The sequence below is a fragment of the Nonomuraea sp. PA05 genome (genome assembly GCF_008086045.1).
GTDB lineage: Bacteria > Actinomycetota > Actinomycetes > Streptosporangiales > Streptosporangiaceae > Nonomuraea > Nonomuraea monospora.
This window is the reverse complement of sequence record NZ_VSEY01000009.1, coordinates 184,935-203,607: the sequence shown is the minus strand read 5'-3', so window position 1 is coordinate 203,607 and position 18,673 is coordinate 184,935. Positions and strand designations below refer to the sequence as shown.

Genomic DNA, 18,673 nt, shown 5'->3' with positions numbered 1-18,673 from the left:
TTTCTTGCGGACGGATCAGGCGAGGTCGAACCGGTCGAGGTCCATGACCTTGGTCCAGGCCGCCACGAAGTCGCCGACGAACTTCTCAGCGGCGTCCCGGCTGGCGTAGACCTCGGCGAGGGCACGCAGCTGGGAGTTGGAGCCGAAGATCAGGTCGACCGCGGTGGCGGTCCACTTCACCTGGTCGGTGGCCAGGTCGCGGATCTCGTACACGTGCTCCTCGGACTGCGACGCCTTCCACCGGGTGCCCGGGGAGAGCAGGTTGGCGAAGAAGTCGTTGGAGAGCACGCCGGGCCGGTCGGTGAGCACGCCGTGCGCGCTGCCGCCGGCGTTGGCCCCGAGGGAGCGCAGGCCGCCGAGCAGGACGGTCATCTCCGGCGGGGTCAGGTTCAGCATGTACGCGCGGTCGATCAGCAGCACCTCGGGCTGCGTCTTCTCGCCGGGGCGCAGGTAGTTGCGGAACCCGTCGGCGCGCGGCTCCAGGACCTTGAACGACTCGACGTCGGTCTGCTCCTGGGTGGCGTCGGTGCGGCCCGGGTGGAACGGCACCGTCACCTTCACGCCGGCGTCGGCCGCCGCCTTCTCCACGGCAGCGGAGCCGGCCAGCACGATCAGGTCGGCGAGCGAGATCTTCGCGCCGCCGGCCTCGTTGAACTCCCGCTGGATGCCCTCCAGGGCGTCCAGGACCGTGGAGAGCTGCTCGGGCTGGTTGACCTCCCAGCTCCGCTGCGGCTCCAGCCGGATGCGGGCGCCGTTGGCGCCGCCGCGCTTGTCGGTGGAGCGGAAGCTCGCGGCCGAGGCCCACGCGGTGGAGACGAGCTGGGCGACGCTCAGCCCGGAGTCCAGCACGCGCGCCTTCAGCGCGGCGACGTCGGCCTCGCTCACCAGCTCGTGGTCGACGGCCGGCACCGGGTCCTGCCAGAGCTGGGGCTCGGCCACCCACGGGCCGAGGAAGCGGCTGACCGGGCCCATGTCGCGGTGCAGCAGCTTGTACCAGGCCTTGGCGAAGGCCAGCGCGAACTCGTCGGGGTTGTCGCGGAACCGGAGGGAGATCTCCCGGTAGATCGGGTCGACGCGCAGCGACAGGTCGGTCGTGAGCATCGTCGGCAGGTGCTTCTTCGACGGGTCGTGGGCGTCCGGGATGATCGGCTCGGCGTCCTTGGCGACCCACTGCTTGGCGCCGCCGGGGCTCGTGGTGAGCTCCCACTCGTAGCCGAAGAGGATCTCGAAGAAGCGGTTGCTCCACTGCGTCGGCACGTCGGTCCACGTCACCTCGAGACCGCTGGTGATCGTGTCGCCGGCCTTGCCGCTGCCGTGGCTGCTCAGCCAACCCAGGCCCTGCGCCTCCAGCGGCGCGGCCTCGGGCTCGGGGCCCACGTGGTCGTCGGCGGTGCCGGCGCCGTGGGTCTTGCCGAACGTGTGGCCGCCGGCGATGAGGGCGACGGTCTCCTCGTCGTTCATCGCCATCCGGCCGAACGTCTCACGGATGAAGTGCGCCGCGGCGGCCGGGTCCGCGTTGCCGCGGGGGCCCTCCGGGTTGACGTAGATGAGGCCCATCTCCGTCGCGCCGACGTCCGGCACCATCGCCGACTCCGAGACGTAGCGCTCGTCGCCGAGCCAGGCGTCCTCGGGGCCCCAGAAGATCTCCTCGGGCTCCCAGACGTCCTCGCGGCCGAAGCCGAAGCCGAAGGTCTTGAAGCCCATCGACTCCAGGGCGACGTTGCCCGCGAGCACGAGCAGGTCGGCCCACGAGATCTGCTGCCCGTACTTCTGCTTGACCGGCCACAGCAGCCGGCGGGCCTTGTCGAGGTTGGCGTTGTCGGGCCAGCTGTTGAGCGGCGCGAAGCGCTGCCCGCCGTCACCGGCGCCGCCACGCCCGTCGTGGATGCGGTAGGTGCCCGCGGCGTGCCAGCTCATGCGGATCATCAGGCCGCCGTAGTGGCCGAAGTCGGCCGGCCACCAGTCCTGCGAGGTGGTGAGCACCTCGGCGATGTCCTGCTTGAGCGCCTCGACGTCGAGCTTCTCGAACTCCTTGGCGTAGCTGAAGCCCTCCGCCAGGGGGTTGCTCTTGGACGAGTGCGCACGCAGCACCGAGAGGTCGAGCTGGTTGGGCCACCAGTCCCGGTTCGTCCGGGGACGGCCGCTCCGCCTGGGCTCCGGCGAGTCGATGGCGGGGTTCTCGCTCTCGCTGCCGTGCGCGGTCACGGAGTCATGCGCGACCGGGCAGCCGGCCGCCGCCTTCTGATCCACGCCCTGCGCGCTCGAGGGGGCGTTGTCCTGGGTGTCGCTCATTTATTTCCTTCCGAACTGCCAATTCATTGGGCACCGCGTCTGTTCGCGCAGTCGGGGCAGGTGCCCCAGAAGACCACCTCCGCCTCGTCGACCAGGAAGCCCTGGTCGTCCGAGGGGGTGAGACAAGGGGCGTGGCCGACGGTGCAGTCGACGTCCGCGATCGCACCGCAGGAACGGCACACGACATGGTGGTGGTTGTCTCCTACTCGGGACTCGTAACGGGCGGTCGCGCCGGCGGGCTCGATGCGCCGCACCAGGCCCGCGCTGGTCAGCGCGCGCAGCACGTCGTACACCGCCTGGTGGGAGACCCTGGGGAGCTCCGCTCGTACCAGGGCGATCACCGTGTCGGTGTCGATGTGCGCGTGGTCGCGCAGCGCGGCGAGCACGGCCAGCCGCGGCCGGGTCACTCGTAACGAGACCGATCGCAACTGCGCCTCGAGGTCAGACGCCATGGTGCCAACATACAGCCACAATCTGGAGTAGTTCAAGTTTGAGACGCGGAGGTGTCGCGGGCTACCCGACTCGCCGTCCCCGCAGGAAGATCGCGGCGATCAGCACCCCCACCAGGACAAGGACGGTGTTGGCCGCGATGGCGACGGTGACCCCGTGCAGGATCGCCCCCGCGGAGACCACCCCTCCCGTGGCCGCGGCGGCGATCGCGGACATGATCGGCGTCCCCATCGTGATGCCGATCTGCTGCCGAGGACGGCTCCGGCGGTGAACCCGGCGGACATGAGGGCGCCGTTGAGCCCCAGCGCCTTGCGCCGCAGCGGCCCTTCGGGGAAGGACGTGGTGAGCAGGGCCAGCCCGGCGGGCGTGGCGGCGGCCGTCGCGAGGCCCTGGGCGACGCGGGCCGCGATGAGCAACTCCGGGGTCGGAGCCAGGCCGCCGACGAGCGAGGCCACGCCGAGCAGCGCCAGGCTGCCGAGGAAGATGCGCTTGCGGCCGATCAGGTCGCCGACGCGGCCGAACAAGAGGGTGAAACCGGCCGCGAACAGGGCGAAGGCGGTGGCGACCCACTGCAGGCCGGCCAGCGTGAAGCCGAGGTCGTCGCCGATGGCGGGCAGGGCCACGTTGAGGATCGAGAAGTCGACGGCCAGCATGAACTGGGCGACCAGGAGCACCGCGAGGGTGACTTTCAACCGGCCGGTCAGGTGGTCGGAAAGGGCAGGTGGCGGCAAGGGGGCGGTAGTGGTCATGGCGGCGCTTCCTCTGTAAACGGGTCTTTGGTTCCGTTAAGATGGGGGAACAGTAGCACCATAAGCCGTCTAAAGGGAACCGGTGTCCCGATAAGGAGTTCTGTCATGACCGCCGACCCACAGCCCGGAGCCGTCCGTCCAGGCGGGCGCACCGCCCGCGTCCGCGAGGCGGTCCTGCGGGCCGCCGGCGACACCCTGGCCGAGAAGGGGTTCGAGGCCATCGACCTCGGCGACGTCGCCCGCCTCGCGGGAGTCGGGAAGACCACCGTCTACCGCCGCTGGGGCACGCCGGGCGCGCTCGCCGCCGACCTGCTCAACAACATGGCGGAGACCTCGCTGCCGCGCGCCCGCAACGGCGACGTGGGGGAGGACCTGCGTGACAACGCCCGCCTGGTCGTCAGGACGCTGACCGATCCCCGGCAGGGGCGCCTGTTCAAGGCGCTGATCGCCGCCTCGCTCTGCGACGAGGAGGCCGCGCGGGCGCTGCACCGCTTCTACGCCGTGCGCATCGAGGAGTGGTCGGGCTGCGTCACCGACGCGATCGAGCGCGGCGAACTGCCGGCGGGCACGGATCCGGCCCGGGTGATCGCCGCCGTCTCCGCGCCCCTGTACTACGCCCTGGTCAACACGGGGGAGCCGCTCGACGAGGCCGCCGCGGACCGGGCCGCCGCGGCGGCGCTGGCGGCGGCCCGTGCCGGGGTCAGCTGAGGGGGTGGTCGCGCACGCTCACTGGCACTTGCCCACGAGCCAGTTGCGGAGCTGGGCCGGGTAGTCGGTGGCGATCCGTCTGGCGCCGCTCTGCAGGGCCGTCTTCCACGCGGCCTCGTTCAGCGTCCACGAGGGCGGCGGCTCCTCCCACTTGGTGACGTCGGGCCAGATCGGGCCGCCGCTCAGCACCCGCGTCAGGCCCGCGGCCGTCACCCGGCTGCGCAGCTCGGCGGCGATCCCGCTGTCGTGGGAATACAGGATGATCTCCTGCGACCCGATGTTCTCCTTGACGGGGTCGAGCACCTCGGCCCAGGCCCGCGCCTTGATCGTGGCGTTCGTGCTGAACAGCGACTGCCGGGCCTCGGGCTTGATCTCCACCAGGCCGACCAGGCCGGCCGACCGCATCGCGGCAAGCCACTCGCGGAAGGTGTGGACCTTCTCGCCCTGGAACGGGCCGCGGGTGATGGTGCGGCCCTGAAGCTTCGTGTCGCCCGTGGCCCACCAGATCTCGGTGATGTTCTTCTTCGTGCCGGTCAGCCCCCAGGTGGAGGTGTTGTGCCACATGACGCCCTTGGTGCCGTCCCTGGTGAGCTGCAGGTCGGCCTCGACGCCCGCCGAGCCCCAGGCCTTGTACTGGCGGATGGCCGTGGGGTTGTTGGGCTGGCGGATCTGGTCGCGTTCCCAGGCGTTGGCGCCGGTCGGGTAGCCGCCGTGCCCGAAGATCTGCGGGCACGCGGGCAGGGCGGCGGCGGACGGCGCGGTGAGTAACGAGACCAGCAGTAACGCGGTGAGGGGGGTTGTCACGGCACACCTTTCGATCTTGAGGTGTGCCCACCGTACAGCGACCCGCCGCCGTTCACGCGACCTCCTCCACGGGCCTGAACGGGTACGGCAGGCCGAACGCGGCGGGCCCGAACACCGCGAGCGCCTCAGGGGTGCGCATGAGGGCGGGCGTGGAGATGCCCACGACCGTGATCCGCTGGCCGTAACGCAGGCTCTCGGTGGTGATCGGCTCGGCCTGCTCCGACTCCAGCACGCACACCAGGTCGGGGACGATGCAGCGCGGCTCGCCGTCCACCAGCGCGACCAGGTGCTCGTTCTGGAACATCAGCTCCAGCTCGTGCCGCCCGTCGAACGACACCGCCGCCGCCCTGCCCCGCGCGAAGCCCGCCTCGGTGCGCCGCTCGACGTCGGTGACCTTGCCGCTGAACAGCACCCGCAGGTGCCCGTACAGGGTGTCGCGCAGCGCCTCGGCCAGCGCCGCGACGGGGTCGGCCGCGCGTTCCCTGGCCTGCCTCAGCGTGCGGCCCACCGTGCGGGCCAGTGACAGCGTACGCGGCACCGCCGTCCGCTTGACCTGCGCTCCGGTCATCGCGTACTCGGCGATGTGCGCCACGCCGCCCAGGCGGACGGTGACGCCGCGCGCCAGCCACTCCATGCGCGCGTTGTCCGCGCCGGTGTCGATGATCGCGGTCTCGCCGCGCTCCCCCGCCACGGCCATCGGCGAGCCCGGCACCCCGTACACCGCGAACGTCTCCATCTGCAGCTCGGGAAAGGCGCGTCCCATGCCGTCGGCGTCCACGACCGGAAGGCCGGTCCTGGCGGCCACCACCAGCGGGATCATCGAGTTGATGCCGCCGCACTCGATCGGCATCGTCGCGCCGGCCTTCCTGCCCAGGTGCGACTCCAGCGCGCGCAGCGCGGCGACCGGCTCGGTGCCGCGCGGCAGCTTCTCGTGCACCACCGTCGGCGCGCCCATCTGGGCGGTCGGGATGACCAGCGTGTCGTCGTCCAGGTCGGACGGGTCCAGCACGGTGATCGGGCCGTGCTCGCGGACGGCCTCGCGCACCAGCAACTGGCCGACGTACGGGTCGCCGCCGCCGCCCGTGCCCAGCACGGCGGCGCCCCTGGCCAGGTCCGGCAGGTCCGCCTCGGTCAGCTCCCAGCTCATCCGGCCGCCCTCACGGGGTCGAGGTCGTAGCCGAAGTACCGCGGCCCGGCCAGCGCCAGGCCCTCCGGCGTGTGCCAGCGCGGGTCGGCGGGCGCGGCGATGACCGTCACGCGCTGCCCGAACCGCAGCGCCTCGGTGGTGACGGCCTCGCCGCTCTCCCGGTCCAGGGTGCAGATCAGATCCGGTACGGTCGCCCGCACCCGGCCGTCCACCTCGGCCACCAGGTACTCGTTCTGGAAGCGCAGCGTCAGCTCGCCGCCCGCGTCGCCGTCCAGGCCCGACAGCGTCGCGGTGCCCCGGGCGAAGCCGGTCACGGTGCGGCGCTCGACGTCGGTCACCTTGCCGGTGAACAGCGTCGCGCCGCCCAGCCTCGCGACCACGGCGGCCACGGGATCGGCGTGCGCGGCCCGCGACTCGCGCACCAGCGCGCCCAGCTCGGCGCAGAGGCTGAGGGTGCCCGGCACGAGCGACTCGCGGGCCTGGCCGCCCGTCATCGCGTACGAGCTGATCATCGCCGAGCAGCCCATGTCGATGGTCGCCGAGCGGGCCAGGCGTTCGGCCCAGTGGTTGTCCACGGTGTCCAGGACGGCGCGGTTGCCCTTCTCGTCGGCGATGGCCATCGGCGTGGCGCGCACCCCGTACAGGGTGGGCAGGACCATCTGGATCTCCGGGAAGGCCCGCCCCATGCCGTCGGCGTCCACCAGCGGCAGCCCGAGCTGGGCCGCCGCGACCACCGGGATGAGCGAGTTGACGCCGCCCGCCTCGGCGCAGGCGACGTGGGTCAGGCCGCTGCCGAGGTAGCCGCTCAGCGCGCCCGCCGCGGCGGAGACCTGGTCGATCGAGGGCAGCTTCTCCACCATGACGGTGGGCGCGCCCATCATGGCCACCTGCACGAGGGCCGCGTCGGCGGGCAGCTCGTCCAGGGAGCAGAGCTTCACCGGGCCGTACTCGCGCACGGCGGAGGCGGCCAGCAGGCGGCCGATGTGCGGGTCGCCGCCGCCGCCCGTGCCGAGGACGGCCGCGCCGGTCGCGATGTCGTCCAGGTCCGACAGGGTGATCTCGCGCATGTGTCAGCGTCCCTTCGCGTCGGTGAGCTGGAGTTCGCCCACGGCCTTGGCCCTGATCCGGGTGGCGTTGCCCGGCAGGTACGGGATCGGCACCTCGTCGAAGTCCACGATCTGCACCGTCGAGGGCGACGCGCCGGCCGCCACGGCCCGGTCCACGGCCTCCTGCTTGGCGGCGTCCACGACGGCGTCGCGGCGGCCGGGCTCCACGGCGTACACGCGGTCCACCTCGCCGCCGATCTGGGCGATGGCCGCGCCGATCGCGTTGGCCACGGCGTAGTGCTCGGGCCGCCGCACCTCGCCCGCGCCGGCCAGCTCGTCCGGCAGCAGCACCGAGCCGCCGCCGACGGCCACGACGGGCAGCGGCTCGGCGGAGGTGCGCATGCGCTCCACCACGTCGGCGACGTCGTCCGCGATGCGCCGCAGCGCCGCCTCGACCAGGCCCTTGTCCAGGTGCGCGACGAGGGAGGGGTCGCCGATCTCGGCCCGGCCCGCCGCCACAGCGATGTCGGTGGCGGTCAGCGTGCCGCCGCCGAACACCAGCGCCTTGGAGGTCAGCTCGTAGCCGACGGAGTCGGGGCCCACGGCTCCGTCGCGGACCCGGCTGCCGCCGCCGATGCCGATGGACAACACGTCCGGCATGCGGAAGTTCGTACGGATCCCGGCCACGGTCACGTCGGTGGTGGCCTCGCGCGGGAAGCCGTGCCGCAGCACGCCCACGTCGCTGGTGGTGCCGCCCACGTCCACCACCGCGCAGGTGTCGAGCCCCGACAGGACGGCGGCGCCGCGCATGGAGTTCGTGGGGCCCGAGGCGAACGTGGCCACCGGGTAGCGGCGGGCGAAGTCCACGTCCATGAGCGTGCCGTCGTTCTGGCTCAGGTAAAGCGGCGCGGTGATGCCCGCCCCGGTGACCGAGGAGGCCAGGCCGTCCACGATGTGCGCGGCCAGCTCGCGCAGCGCCGCGTTGATGATGGTGGCGTTCTCCCGCTCCAGCAGGCCGATCCGGCCGATCTCGGACGACAGCGAGATCGCCGCGTCCGGCAGCTCGGCGGCGACGATCTCCGCGGCGCGCGCCTCGAACTCGGCGTTGACCGGCGAGAACACCGACGTGATCGCGACGCTGCGCACCCCGGCCCGGCCCATGTCGGCCGCGGCCTTGCGCACCTCGGCCTCGTCCAGCTCGGCGATGTGCCTGCCGTCGAACTCGTGACCGCCGTGCACCAGGTAACCGCGCCCGGACACCGCCTCGATGAGCCGTCCCGGCCAGTCCACCATCGGCGGCAGCGACGCCCCTGCGGGCAGGCTCAGCCGCAGCGCCGCCGTGGGCGCCAGCCTGCGCGCCTCGACCAGGGCGTTGATGAAGTGCGTCGTGCCGATCATCACCGCCCGCACGTCCGCGGGGTCGAACGGCCGCTGCTCCTGCAGCCCCGCGATGGCGGCCACGATGCCGGACGTGACGTCGGCGGTGGTGCTGGTCTTGACGGCGGCGAGCACCTGCCGCCCGTCCAGGAGGACGGCGTCGGTGTTGGTGCCGCCCACGTCGATACCGATACGCACGTGATTTCCCCTCACTTGTCTCAGACCCGCACCTGCTCGGTACGGCCGGCCCCCACGCCCCGCACCAGCCCCAGCTTCCCGGCCACCACGTAGAGCACGAACGCCACGACCAGCGAGTTGATGCTGCCGAGCCCGACCTCCGCGAACCTGCCCACCAGGGCCGCCACCAGCCAGATCACCAGCGTGGCCGGCACCCAGGCCGGAGCCTGCTCCGGCAGCTCGCCGCGCGCCCTGGCGGCCTCCAGGTCGCCGCGCCAGCGCCGCACCACGAAGTACTCGGCCACCATGATCCCGGCGATCGGCGGGAACGCCACGCCGAGCAGCGTCAGGAACTCGGTGAACGCGCCCAGGATGCCGGCCGCGGCCAGCACGCTGCCCACGACGCCGATCAGCGCCGTGGCCACGCCCCGGTGCACGCGCCTGCCGAAGACGGTGCCGACGAAGTTCACCAGGCCGAGGCCGGAGGAGTACAGGTTCCAGTCGTTGATCTTGATGGTGCCGGCGACGATCACCAGGATGCCGACCCAGCCGACCGACGAGGTGACGATGGTGGTGATCTCGCTGGTGCCGACGGCGTGCGCGAGCAGCACGCCCGCCATGCCGATGACGTACTCGCCGAGCGTCACGCCGAGCACCGTCTGCTTGACCACGTCGGCGACGCTGCGGTTGAACCGGGTCATGTCAGGCGTGATGATCGAGCCCACGATGAACCCGCCCGCGACCAGCGTCGTGCCCTCCAGCAGGCTGAGCTGCGGCCCCGGCGGCGCCGAGGCGATCAGCGCGCCCACGTCGTGCCGGGACAGCTCGCTGATGATCGACCAGCCGACCAGGACCAGGAACGCGGGCACCGTGACGTACGCCGTCCACGCCATGGAGCCGAACCCCCACAGCACGATCGAGGTCACCACCAGCCCGAACACCAGCGACCAGCCCCACTCGGGCAGCCCGCCCACCAGGGCGGCCAGCCCCTGCGCGGAGACCGCCGACTGGATGCCGAACCAGCCCACCAGGCTGATCCCGATCGCCAGCCCGATCAGCGCCGACCCGGACCGGCCGAACCCCGTCCACCGGGCCAGCATGGACGTGGACAGCCCCTCCCGCATCCCGATGATGCCGACGAAGACCGCCACCACCTCCAGGATGACGGCGCCCAGGGTCAGCGCCAGGAACGCCTCCCAAAACCCCATCCCGAAGCCGAGCGTGGCGCCGAGCAGGAACTGGCTCAACGCGGAGACCTGGCCGAACCGTTGCACGGCGACCGACCACCAGGAGTAGCGGGCGCTCTGGGGGACCCTGGTGAGCGCGTAATCGTCGACACCGACGGCTGAGGCCATGCCGGGCTCCTTCGCAGGCGGGGGTGTTGCTTAGCCGCCCACCATAGGCGCTGGTCAAGCGGGTGTCAGTGGTGACATCCCACAGCCGGCACGGCCTCACCGTGCATCATGCACACCCGGCGCCTCACGCCAGGCCGGCCACCCCCTCCAGGAGGCGGTCCACGTCCGAGCGGTCGTTGTAGTGCACCAGCCCCGCGCGCACCGCGCCGCCCGTGTCGCGGATGCCCAGCGCGGCCGTCAGCTCCCAGGCGTAGCTGTGGCCGTTCCACACGTTGACCCGCAGCCTGCCCAGGTGCTCGGCCACCTGGCGCGGAGTGTGGCCGGCCACGTTGAAGTACGCGGTGGCGGTGCGCCTGGCCGGCTTGCCGTACACCGTCACGTGCGGCATCGTCTCCAGCCCCTCGACCAGGGCCGCGAACAGCGCCAGCTCGTGCTCCTCCGCGGCGGCCATCGAGGTCAGCAGCCGCTCGCGGCGGTTGCCCGTGCCCGGCACCATGGCGGCCAGGTGATCGACGGCGGCGGTCACCCCGTCGAGGTCGGCGAACGGCAGCGTACCCGTCTCGAACCGGTGCGGCACCGTGTCGGGGGAGGAGGCCAGCTTGTCGGGCCTGACCGTCTCCAGCAGCGCCGGGTCGGCGATCACCGCGCCGATGTGCGGGCCCGACCACTTGTAGGCGCTGGTGGCGTAGAAGTCGGCGCCCAGCGCGCGCATGTCCACGGGGCCGTGCGGGGTGGCGTGCACGCCGTCCACGTACATCAGCGCGCCCGCCCGGTGCGCCAGCCCGGCGATGGCGGGCACGTCGGGGCGGGTGCCGAGAATGTTGCTCGCCGCCGTGACCGCGACGACCCGCGTCCGCTCGTTGATCAGCTCGGCGTACTGCTCGACGGGCAGCTCGCCGGTGACCGGGTCCACCTCGGCCCAGCGCACGGTGGCGCCGGTCTGCGTCCACGGGCGCACGTTGGCGTCGTGGTCCAGCCGGGAGAGCACCACCTCGTCGCCGGGGCCCGCCAGCGCCCTGCACAGGCGGTAGGTCAGGGTCGTCATGTTCGGGCCGAGTATCACCCCGTCGGGGTGCCCGCCGACCAGGTCGGCCACGGCGGCGCGGCAGGCGGCCACGATGGCGTCGGAGCGGTGGCTGGCAGGGAAGGCGCCGCCGACGTTGCCGATCCCCGTCCGGTAGGCGGTGGCGATGGCGTCGATCACAGGGCGGGGGGTCTGCGTGCCGGCCGCGCCGTCGAGGTAGGCGTAGCCGTCGGACAGGGCGGGGTACGTGGCACGTACCTCTTTGATGGGGAAGGGCATGATATGTAGATGCTCAGCCTTCGCGACCTCAACCGTGCCACCCTGGCCCGCCAGCATCTGCTCTCCCGTCACGAGGGCGACGTGGCGGACGTGGTGCACCGGCTCGCCGGGCTCCAGGCGCAGGAGCCGCGCCCGCCGTACCTGGGGGTGTGGTCGCGGCTGGCCGGGTTCGAGCGCGACGACCTGCACGCGGCGCTGCACGCGCGCACGCTGGTGCGCGCCACCCTGTGGCGGGCCACGCTGCACCTCGTGACGGCCGCCGACTTCGCGGCGTTCCGGCCGGTGGTCGCGCCGGTGCTGGAGGCCGCCGCGCGCCGCTTCGACGGCGTCGACTTCGAGGCCGTCTCCGCCGCCGCGCAACGGCTGCTGGCGGCGGGGCCGATGACGTTCAACGAGCTGCGGCCGCGGCTGCTGGAGGAGTTCCCCGGAGGGTACGACCGGGCGCTCGGGTACGCCGTGCGCATGCTGACCCCGCTGGTCATCGAGCCCACCGACGACCGGTGGAGCTACCCGCGCGACCCGTCCTTCGGCCTTCCCGCGGCCCCGCAGGCCCCCGCCGGCGTGCCCGCGCTGATCGAGCGTTACCTGGCCGCGTTCGGCCCCGCCACCCCCGCCGACGTGCAGACCTGGTCGGGGCTGCGCGGCCTGCGCCCGATCATGACCGGCATGGACCTGGAACGGGTCAAGGACTTCACCGGGCGCGAGCTGTTCGACCTTCCGGGCGCGCCCCGGCCGGACGGCGACGTGCCCGCCCCCGTACGCTTCCTGCCCGACTTCGACACCCTGATCCTCGGCCACGCCGACCGCACCCGCGTCCTCGCCGACGAGCACAAGGGCTTCGTCGCCACCAAGAACCTCCGCGTCAGGGCCGTCTACCTGGTGGACGGCTTCGCGGCCGGCACCTGGCAGATCAAGCGCTCGGGCAAGAAGGCGAGGCTGCTGGTCAGCCCGTTCGGTGAGACCGATCTGAGCCTGCTGGAGGAGGAGGGCCTGCGGTTGCTGGCCTTCGCCGAGCCCGACGCCGCCTCGCTGACCCTTGAAGCGGTGGACGCAGTCTGACAGGTTCGGTGGCGGAGGTGTGACGATGCCACAGCTGACCGCCCTGGACGCGCAGTTCCTCCATTTCGAGACCGCCACCAACATCGCCAACATCGCCGGCCTGGCCGTCCTGGAAGGCGACCTGAACCGGACCGACCTGCAAGGCCTGCTCGAACGCAAGCTCCCGTACGTGCCCGCGTTACGGCGGCGGCTGGCCACCGTGCCGCTCGGCCTCGACCATCCGTACTGGGTGCAGGAGGACGACCTCGACCTCGACTATCACGTCAGGGAGATCGGCCTGCCGCCGCCCGGCGACGACCGGCAGCTCGCCGACCAGGTCTCGCGGCTGCACGCCCGGCGGCTCGACCGCGGCCGGCCGCTGTGGGAGATCTACCTGATCCACGGGCTGTCCGGCGGCCGGATGGGCCTCTACACGAAGATCCACCACGCGGCCGTGGACGGCATCGGCGGCGCCGACGTGCTGGCCGCGCTGCTCGACCTGACGCCGGAACCCGCGCCGCCGCCCACGTACCCGCCCGAGCGGGACGAGCCGCCGCCCGGGCCGCTGGCCATGGTGGCGCGCGGCCTGACCAGGCTGGCGGGCAACCCGGCCGCCGCCGTGCGGTTCGCCGCCGACGCCGTGCCGCATCTGGACGAGATCCCCGTCGTGTCGTGGATCCCCGGCGCGGCGGCCGTCTCCGGGTTCGCCCGCCGCCTGGCGGGCAGCGGCGGCGCGCCTGAGCTGCCCGCGCTGCCCGCGCCGAGGACGCCGTTCAGCGGGCCCCTGTCCGGGCACCGGCGCTTCGCGTTCGCGTCGCTGCCGCTGGAGGAGATCAAGCAGGTGCGCAAGGCGTTCGGGGTGACGGTCAACGACGTGGTCATGGCCGTGTGCGCGGGCGGGCTGCGCACGTGGCTGGCCGCGCACGGCGGGGTGCCGAGGACGCCGCTGGTGGCCGGGGTGCCGTTCTCGCTGCGGGCCGCCGGCGAGGAGGGGCCGGGCAACCAGGTGGCGATCATGACGGCGCCGCTGGCCGTGCACGTCGCCGACCCGGTCGCGCGGCTGCACCACGTGCGGCACGCCATGCACCGGATCAAGGACAGGTTCTCGCTGGCGCCCGCGCGGTGGCTGCGCGAGTTCAGCGAGTCCATGCCCGCCGCGCTCATGGGGCTGGCCTCGCGCTCGGCGTTCGCGCTGGTGGGGCAGGCCGCGCCGCCGATCAACCTGATCATCTCGAACGTGCCGGGCCCCCAGTTCCCCCTGTACGTCTGCGGCGCGCGGCTGCTCTGCCACTACCCCGTCTCGGTGATCACGGACGTGAGCGGGGGGCTGAACATCACGGCCTTCTCCTACGACGGCTCCCTCGACATCGGCCTCGTCACCGACAGGCAGATGGTGCCGGACGCCTGGGAGCTGACCGAGCACCTGCGGGACGCCCTGAACGAGCTGCGCAACGCGGAAGGAGACTTGCCGCAATGACTCATACGCTGCCCGTATGACGCTGATCCGCGAGCTCGACCTCCGCGTGCTCAACCGCACCACGCTGGAGCGGCAACTGCTGCTGAACCGCGCCGAGCTGTCCGCCGCCCAGGCCGTCGAGCGCCTGGTGGCCGTGCAGGGGCAGGAGATCGACGCGCCGTACCTCGGCCTGTGGACCCGCCTGGCCTCCTTCACCCAGGACGACCTGGCCTCGCTCCTGCACAGCAGGCACGTGGTGCGCGGCTCGCTGCTGCGCGGGACGCAGCACCTCACGCTGGCCGACGACTACGTCTGGATCCGGCCGCTGATGCAGGTCATCCTCTCGCGTACCCGGCAGGCGGCGTTCGGGCGGCTGATGCGCGGGGTGGACGTCGAGGAACTGGCCACGCTGGCGCGCGGGCACCTGGCCGGGCGCACGCTCACCCGCCCGCAACTGCGCGACCTGCTGCGGGAGCGGTGGCCCGGGACCGACGGCACGGCGCTCGGCTTCTCGGCGCAGGCGCTGCTGCCGATCGTGCACCCGAACGGGATCTGGGGGAAGGGCGGGCCCACGCCGTTCACGCTGGCGGAGGAGTGGCTGGGACGGCCGCTGGAGCCGGCGCCGCCGGTGGAGCGGCTGGTGGCGCGCTATCTGGCGGCGTACGGGCCGGCGAGCGTGATGGACGTGCAGGCGTGGTCGGGGCTGACACGGCTGCGCCCGGTCATGGAGGCGATGCCCGGCCTCCGCCGTTACCACGATATTTCCGGACGTGTCCTCTTCGACCTGGCCGACGCGCCGCTCGCCTCCGCCGACGTGCCCGCGCCCGTGCGCTTCCTGCCCTGGTTCGACAACCTCATCGTCGCCTTCGCGGACCGCGGGCGGATGATGACCGCCGAACAGCGGAAGGCGGTGTGCGTGGGGGCGGCCGTCTACCCCACCTTCCTGGTCGACGGAACTGTCGGTGGCATGTGGGACCTTAAGGACGGCGTGCTGAAGGTCGAGCCCTTCGCGCCGCTGTCCGGCGAGGTGATGGCGGAGGTGGCCGCCGAGGGGGCGCGGCTGATGGCGTTCGCGGGGGTGGCGGGGGAAGGGGAGGTCGTATGGTCGGCGCCGAGGAGTGGTGCGGCGCTTTCGTGAGGGGGTGTGGTCAGCGGACGGCGTAACCGCCGATGGCGGGCTCCAGGAGGTCGAAGACCCGGCGCGCGAACTCGCCGAGTTCGGCGGCGATGCGTTCGTCACGCACGGCCGCGTCGGCGGTCGCGTGCGCGCCCCGGTCCGTCGCGTGCGCGTCCGCACCTGCCCCTGGTGGGTCGTCGTCCGCCAGCATCCGCGCCTGCAACTCCCGGAACAGCAGCCGATCCGCCGCCGCGAGCTGCGCCGCCACCGCCCGGGCGGCGACCGGGTCGCCCGGCTCCTCGTGCGCGAGCTGCCGCGCCAGCCCCTCCTCGCGCTGGTCGTGCAGATCACGCAGCCGCGCCACCAGCGTCGGGCTCTCGGCCACCATCCGCGCGAACTCCCGCCCGGTGAAGCCGATGACCGGATCGCGCCGCTCCAGCGCCGCCAGGTACGCCCGCCGCACCGCCCCCAGCGCCGACTCCCCGGCGGGGCGGTTCGCGACCGTCCGCGCCAGGCCCGCCGCGAACTCCTCGTGGTGGTCGAGCGCCAGGTCCTCCTTGCGCGGGAAGTAGTTGGTGACGGTCATCTTGGCGACCCGCGCCGCGGTGGCGATGTCGGCGATCGTCGTCCGGTCGAAGCCACGTTCCAGGAACAGTTGGGTAGCGTGGTCAGAGATGGCCTGCCTGGTCTCTCGCTTCTTCTGTTCCCTCAACCCCAAGGTGTCGGTGCTCATGGCCGTAGTCTTCCACAAATTTTTAGGTTCGACCTTATTTTAGGTTGACCCTCTCCTTGAGGGCACCTAAAGTTAGGCGCGACCTAAGTTTAGGCCGCCGTCCAATCATCCAAAGCGAGCGAGGAGAGAGTTTTGTCCCAAGCAGCAGAGGTTCTCGAACTGGACGACACCGTCGCCGACGGCGGCACGGCCGTCGGCGCTGACTCGGTCAAGGCCTACCTGAAGGAGATCGGCCGCGTGCCCCTGCTCACCGCCGAGCAGGAGATCGATCTGGCCAAGCGCATCGAAGCGGGGCTGTTCGCCAGGGAACGGCTCGACACCGAAGCGGGCCTCGCCGACGACCTGCGCGCCGAACTGCAGTGGATCGCCGACGACGGCACCCGCGCCAAGCGCCGCATGCTGGAGGCCAACCTGCGGCTCGTGGTCTCCATCGCCAAGCGCTACACCGGCCGCGGCATGCTCTTCCTGGACCTCATCCAGGAGGGCAACCTAGGGCTCATCCGCACGATCGAGAAGTTCGACTACCAGCTCGGCTACAAGTTCTCCACGTACGCGACCTGGTGGATCAAGCAGGCCATCACCCGCGCCATGGCCGACCAGGCCCGCACGATCCGCATCCCCGTCCACATGGTGGAGCTGATCAACAAGGTCGCGCGGGTGCAGCGGCGGCTGCAGAGCGACCTCGGCCGCGAGCCCACCCCCGAGGAGGTCGCCAAGGAGAGCGAGCTGGAGGTCGACCGCGTCATCGAGGTCCAGGGGTACGGCCGCGAGCCGATCTCCCTGCACACGCCGCTGGGGGAGGAGGGCGACAGCGAGTTCGGCGACCTCATCGAGGACACCGAGGCGGTCTCACCGGCCGACGCGGTCTCGTTCACCCTGCTCCAGCAGCAGTTGCGGTCGCTGCTCGACCAGCTCTCCGAGCGGGAGGCCGGGGTGATCAGCATGCGGTACGGGCTGATGGACGGCAAGCCGATGACGCTCGACGAGATCGGGCGGGTCTACGGGGTCACGCGGGAGCGCATCCGGCAGATCGAGGCCAAGACCATGTCCAAGCTGCGGCATCCGTCCAGGTCGCTGGCGTTGCGCGACTACCTGAGCTAGGCGCGACCACCTGAGCTGGGTACGGAAACCTGAGCTGGGCACGGGAACCTGAGGCGGCGCGCCTCCGGACGCCGGTCTGGGGTGGCGCGCCTCCGGGTGGGCTCGGTGTGAGGCGCGCCTGCGAGAGAAAGGCTGCGCCAACGGACCATCAAGAGTGTCGCGACGGCCCTATGGCAGCCCGCCCCCCTGTCTTAGATTCCGAAACGTGAACCGCTCCCGATCGAGCGTCGTCCACCAAGCGACGTACGCCATCAAGAACCCACACAAGATCATCCCCCACCTGCGGCGCCTGGCCCGCGACACGTGGTTCAGGCTGCGCACGCGCGACCACATCGGCTACTACCGCGCCGTCATGAGGTCCGACACGGCCCGCGACCCCGAGGGCGCCGTCGGCTCGCACAACCACAAGCGGTGGCTGGCGCTGGGCCGCATGCAGTTCGACTACCTGGTGGAGCACGGCCTCAAGCCCGAATGCCGGATGCTGGAGATCGGCTGCGGCAACCTGCGGGCCGGCCACCTGTTCATCGGCTACCTGCACACCGGCAACTACTACGGCATCGACATCTCGCCCGACATCCTCATGGCCGCCCAGCAGACGATCGTCCAGCACGACCTGGCGGACAAACTGCCCTACCTCACCCCCGTGCGCGACCTGCGCCTGGCGTTCCTGCCCGACGAGCACTTCGATGTCGTGCACGCCCACAGCGTCTTCTCGCACTCCCCGCTCGACGTGATCGAGGAGTGCTTCGCCCACGTGGGCAGGGTCATGAAGCCCGGCGGGTGGTTCGACTTCACCTTCGACCGGACCGAGGGCACGGAGCACCAGGTGCTGCGGGAGGACTTCTACTACCGCACCGAGACGCTGGTCGCGCTGGCCGGGACGTACGGGTTCGACGCGGAGTTCATGGAGGACTGGGAGCGGTCGCCGCACAAGCAGTCCAAGCTCCGCCTCACCAGGCGGCCGGCCGCCTAGCCGTTGCGAGGGTGGCGAGGGCCGGGTGCCCGGCCTGTGGCGCCGACGCCGTTCGAAGGTGGCCGCCTGGCCCGCGCCTACTTGCCCACCTCTGCCCAGAACGACTCCAGCCTCGCCGCCCCCGCCGCCGGATCCTGCAACATCCACCAATGCCCCACTCCCGGCAGCTCGGCCACCGCCGCCCCCGCCCTGGCCGCGCTCGCCCGCGCCACGTCAGCCGCCAGGTACAGATCCTCCGACGGCACCAGCGCCAGCCCCGGCACGGGAATGCCGGTGAACGCCGGCGACCACTCCTCGGCCACCCGCGTCGCCGACCGGTAGAGGTCCAGGATGCACCCGCCCATCACCGTGTCCATATCGCGCACCATCGCCAGCGCGTGCTCCCGCGGCACCCCCATCCCCGCGAACGCCTCGGCCCGCGCCTCCACCGGCATGGCCACGGCCTGTTCGAAGAACTGCTCCCCGGCCTCCGGCGTCTGCCACACCCGCGCCAGGTCGTGCCAGCGGAAGCCGGGATGGCCGAGGCCCGGGGCGTCGGTGACCCAGGAGCGGACGAGCTCGGGCTGGATGCTGACCAGCCGGACCACCAGGCCGCCGCCCCAATCGTGGCCGACGAGGTCGATCTCGTCGTCGCCCATCGACTCCAGCTCGGCGGCCAGCCAGGCCACGTACTCCTCCTTGGTCGCGCCGAAGCCGCCGGGCCGCGGGCAGCCGAAGCCGGGCAGCCGCAGCGCGCGTACGTCCTGCCGCCGCAGGACCGCGCGCAGCGGATCCCAGACGGCCGACGTCTCCGGCACACCGTGAACCAGAACGACTGTCATGATGCGCTCCCTCCACGAAGGGCCCC

At 72.1% G+C, this 18,673-nt stretch carries 16 protein-coding genes and 1 pseudogene; 6 read left to right on the top strand and 11 right to left on the bottom strand.

Features of this window, described 5'->3' with window-relative positions; genetic code table 11:
• Window positions 1-15 precede the first annotated feature (15 nt).
• The 3 genes from katG to FXF51_RS16670 form a co-directional block, all read right to left on the bottom strand.
• Window positions 16-2,292, bottom strand: coding sequence for a catalase/peroxidase HPI (gene katG, locus FXF51_RS16680; protein ID WP_148435372.1), 2,277 nt, complete (start codon window positions 2,290-2,292; stop codon window positions 16-18).
• Window positions 2,293-2,315: 23 nt separating this feature from the next.
• On the bottom strand, window positions 2,316-2,744 hold the full coding sequence (locus tag FXF51_RS16675; RefSeq protein ID WP_148435371.1) for a Fur family transcriptional regulator: 429 nt from the start codon (window positions 2,742-2,744) through the stop codon (window positions 2,316-2,318).
• 99 nt (window positions 2,745-2,843) lie between these two features.
• Window positions 2,844-3,491: an MFS transporter gene (locus tag FXF51_RS16670; RefSeq protein ID WP_262379573.1), complete on the bottom strand. Its 648-nt coding sequence runs from the start codon at window positions 3,489-3,491 to the stop codon at window positions 2,844-2,846.
• A 105-nt stretch (window positions 3,492-3,596) separates the two neighbouring features.
• Between FXF51_RS16670 and FXF51_RS16665 the strand changes: the two genes are divergently transcribed.
• Window positions 3,597-4,199, top strand: coding sequence for a TetR/AcrR family transcriptional regulator (locus FXF51_RS16665; protein WP_148435370.1), 603 nt, complete (start codon window positions 3,597-3,599; stop codon window positions 4,197-4,199).
• Between the two features lie 18 nt (window positions 4,200-4,217).
• Here FXF51_RS16665 and FXF51_RS16660 read toward each other — a convergent pair whose 3' ends face one another.
• The 6 genes from FXF51_RS16660 to FXF51_RS16635 all read right to left on the bottom strand — a co-directional run bounded on the left by FXF51_RS16660 (window position 4,218) and on the right by FXF51_RS16635 (window position 11,408).
• Window positions 4,218-5,003, bottom strand: a complete 786-nt coding sequence (locus FXF51_RS16660) for a glycerophosphodiester phosphodiesterase (RefSeq protein ID WP_148435369.1) — start codon at window positions 5,001-5,003, stop codon at window positions 4,218-4,220.
• A 52-nt stretch (window positions 5,004-5,055) separates the two neighbouring features.
• Window positions 5,056-6,150 carry a DUF917 domain-containing protein gene (locus tag FXF51_RS16655; RefSeq protein ID WP_148435368.1) on the bottom strand — a complete coding sequence of 365 codons (1,095 nt, stop codon included), beginning with the start codon at window positions 6,148-6,150 and terminating at the stop codon, window positions 5,056-5,058.
• Window positions 6,147-7,217, bottom strand: a complete 1,071-nt coding sequence (locus FXF51_RS16650; RefSeq protein ID WP_148435367.1) for a DUF917 domain-containing protein — start codon at window positions 7,215-7,217, stop codon at window positions 6,147-6,149. The genes FXF51_RS16655 and FXF51_RS16650 overlap by 4 nt, the downstream gene beginning before the upstream one ends.
• Before the next feature lie 3 nt (window positions 7,218-7,220).
• Window positions 7,221-8,771: a hydantoinase/oxoprolinase N-terminal domain-containing protein gene (locus tag FXF51_RS16645; RefSeq protein WP_148435366.1), complete on the bottom strand. Its 1,551-nt coding sequence runs from the start codon at window positions 8,769-8,771 to the stop codon at window positions 7,221-7,223.
• Window positions 8,772-8,791: 20 nt separating this feature from the next.
• Window positions 8,792-10,105 (bottom strand): purine-cytosine permease family protein, encoded by a 1,314-nt coding sequence (locus FXF51_RS16640; protein ID WP_148435365.1) that lies wholly within the window; start codon window positions 10,103-10,105, stop codon window positions 8,792-8,794.
• A gap of 124 nt (window positions 10,106-10,229) precedes the next feature.
• Entirely contained in the window at window positions 10,230-11,408 is a 1,179-nt protein-coding gene (locus tag FXF51_RS16635) for a cysteine desulfurase-like protein (protein ID WP_148435364.1), read from the bottom strand.
• 9 nt (window positions 11,409-11,417) lie between these two features.
• On the opposite strand from FXF51_RS16635, the gene FXF51_RS16630 reads away from it, so the two are divergent.
• Genes FXF51_RS16630 through FXF51_RS16620 form a run of 3 tightly spaced genes read left to right on the top strand, consistent with a single transcriptional unit; the run spans window position 11,418 to window position 15,040 of the window.
• A complete protein-coding gene (locus FXF51_RS16630) occupies window positions 11,418-12,467 on the top strand; it encodes a winged helix DNA-binding domain-containing protein (protein WP_148435363.1) in 1,050 nt (349 codons plus the stop codon).
• Between the two features lie 25 nt (window positions 12,468-12,492).
• Complete coding sequence (locus tag FXF51_RS16625; RefSeq protein ID WP_148435362.1) at window positions 12,493-13,923, top strand: WS/DGAT/MGAT family O-acyltransferase; 1,431 nt, start codon at window positions 12,493-12,495, stop codon at window positions 13,921-13,923.
• 16 nt (window positions 13,924-13,939) lie between these two features.
• Complete coding sequence (locus tag FXF51_RS16620) at window positions 13,940-15,040, top strand: winged helix DNA-binding domain-containing protein (RefSeq protein ID WP_148435361.1); 1,101 nt, start codon at window positions 13,940-13,942, stop codon at window positions 15,038-15,040.
• Between the two features lie 10 nt (window positions 15,041-15,050).
• On the opposite strand, the gene FXF51_RS16615 is transcribed toward FXF51_RS16620, so the two are convergent.
• On the bottom strand, window positions 15,051-15,752 hold the full coding sequence (locus FXF51_RS16615; protein WP_148435360.1) for a TetR/AcrR family transcriptional regulator: 702 nt from the start codon (window positions 15,750-15,752) through the stop codon (window positions 15,051-15,053).
• 93 nt (window positions 15,753-15,845) lie between these two features.
• Between FXF51_RS16615 and FXF51_RS16610 the strand changes: the two are divergent.
• Both FXF51_RS16610 and FXF51_RS16605 read left to right on the top strand, forming a co-directional pair.
• Window positions 15,846-16,853, top strand: a pseudogene (locus tag FXF51_RS16610) (RNA polymerase sigma factor); the annotation flags it as partial.
• 205 nt (window positions 16,854-17,058) lie between these two features.
• Window positions 17,059-17,826: a class I SAM-dependent methyltransferase gene (locus tag FXF51_RS16605; protein ID WP_148435358.1), complete on the top strand. Its 768-nt coding sequence runs from the start codon at window positions 17,059-17,061 to the stop codon at window positions 17,824-17,826.
• Window positions 17,827-17,903: 77 nt separating this feature from the next.
• On the opposite strand, the gene FXF51_RS16600 is transcribed toward FXF51_RS16605, so the two are convergent.
• Window positions 17,904-18,647: an alpha/beta fold hydrolase gene (locus FXF51_RS16600; protein ID WP_148435357.1), complete on the bottom strand. Its 744-nt coding sequence runs from the start codon at window positions 18,645-18,647 to the stop codon at window positions 17,904-17,906.
• Between the last annotated feature and the right edge of the window lie 26 nt (window positions 18,648-18,673).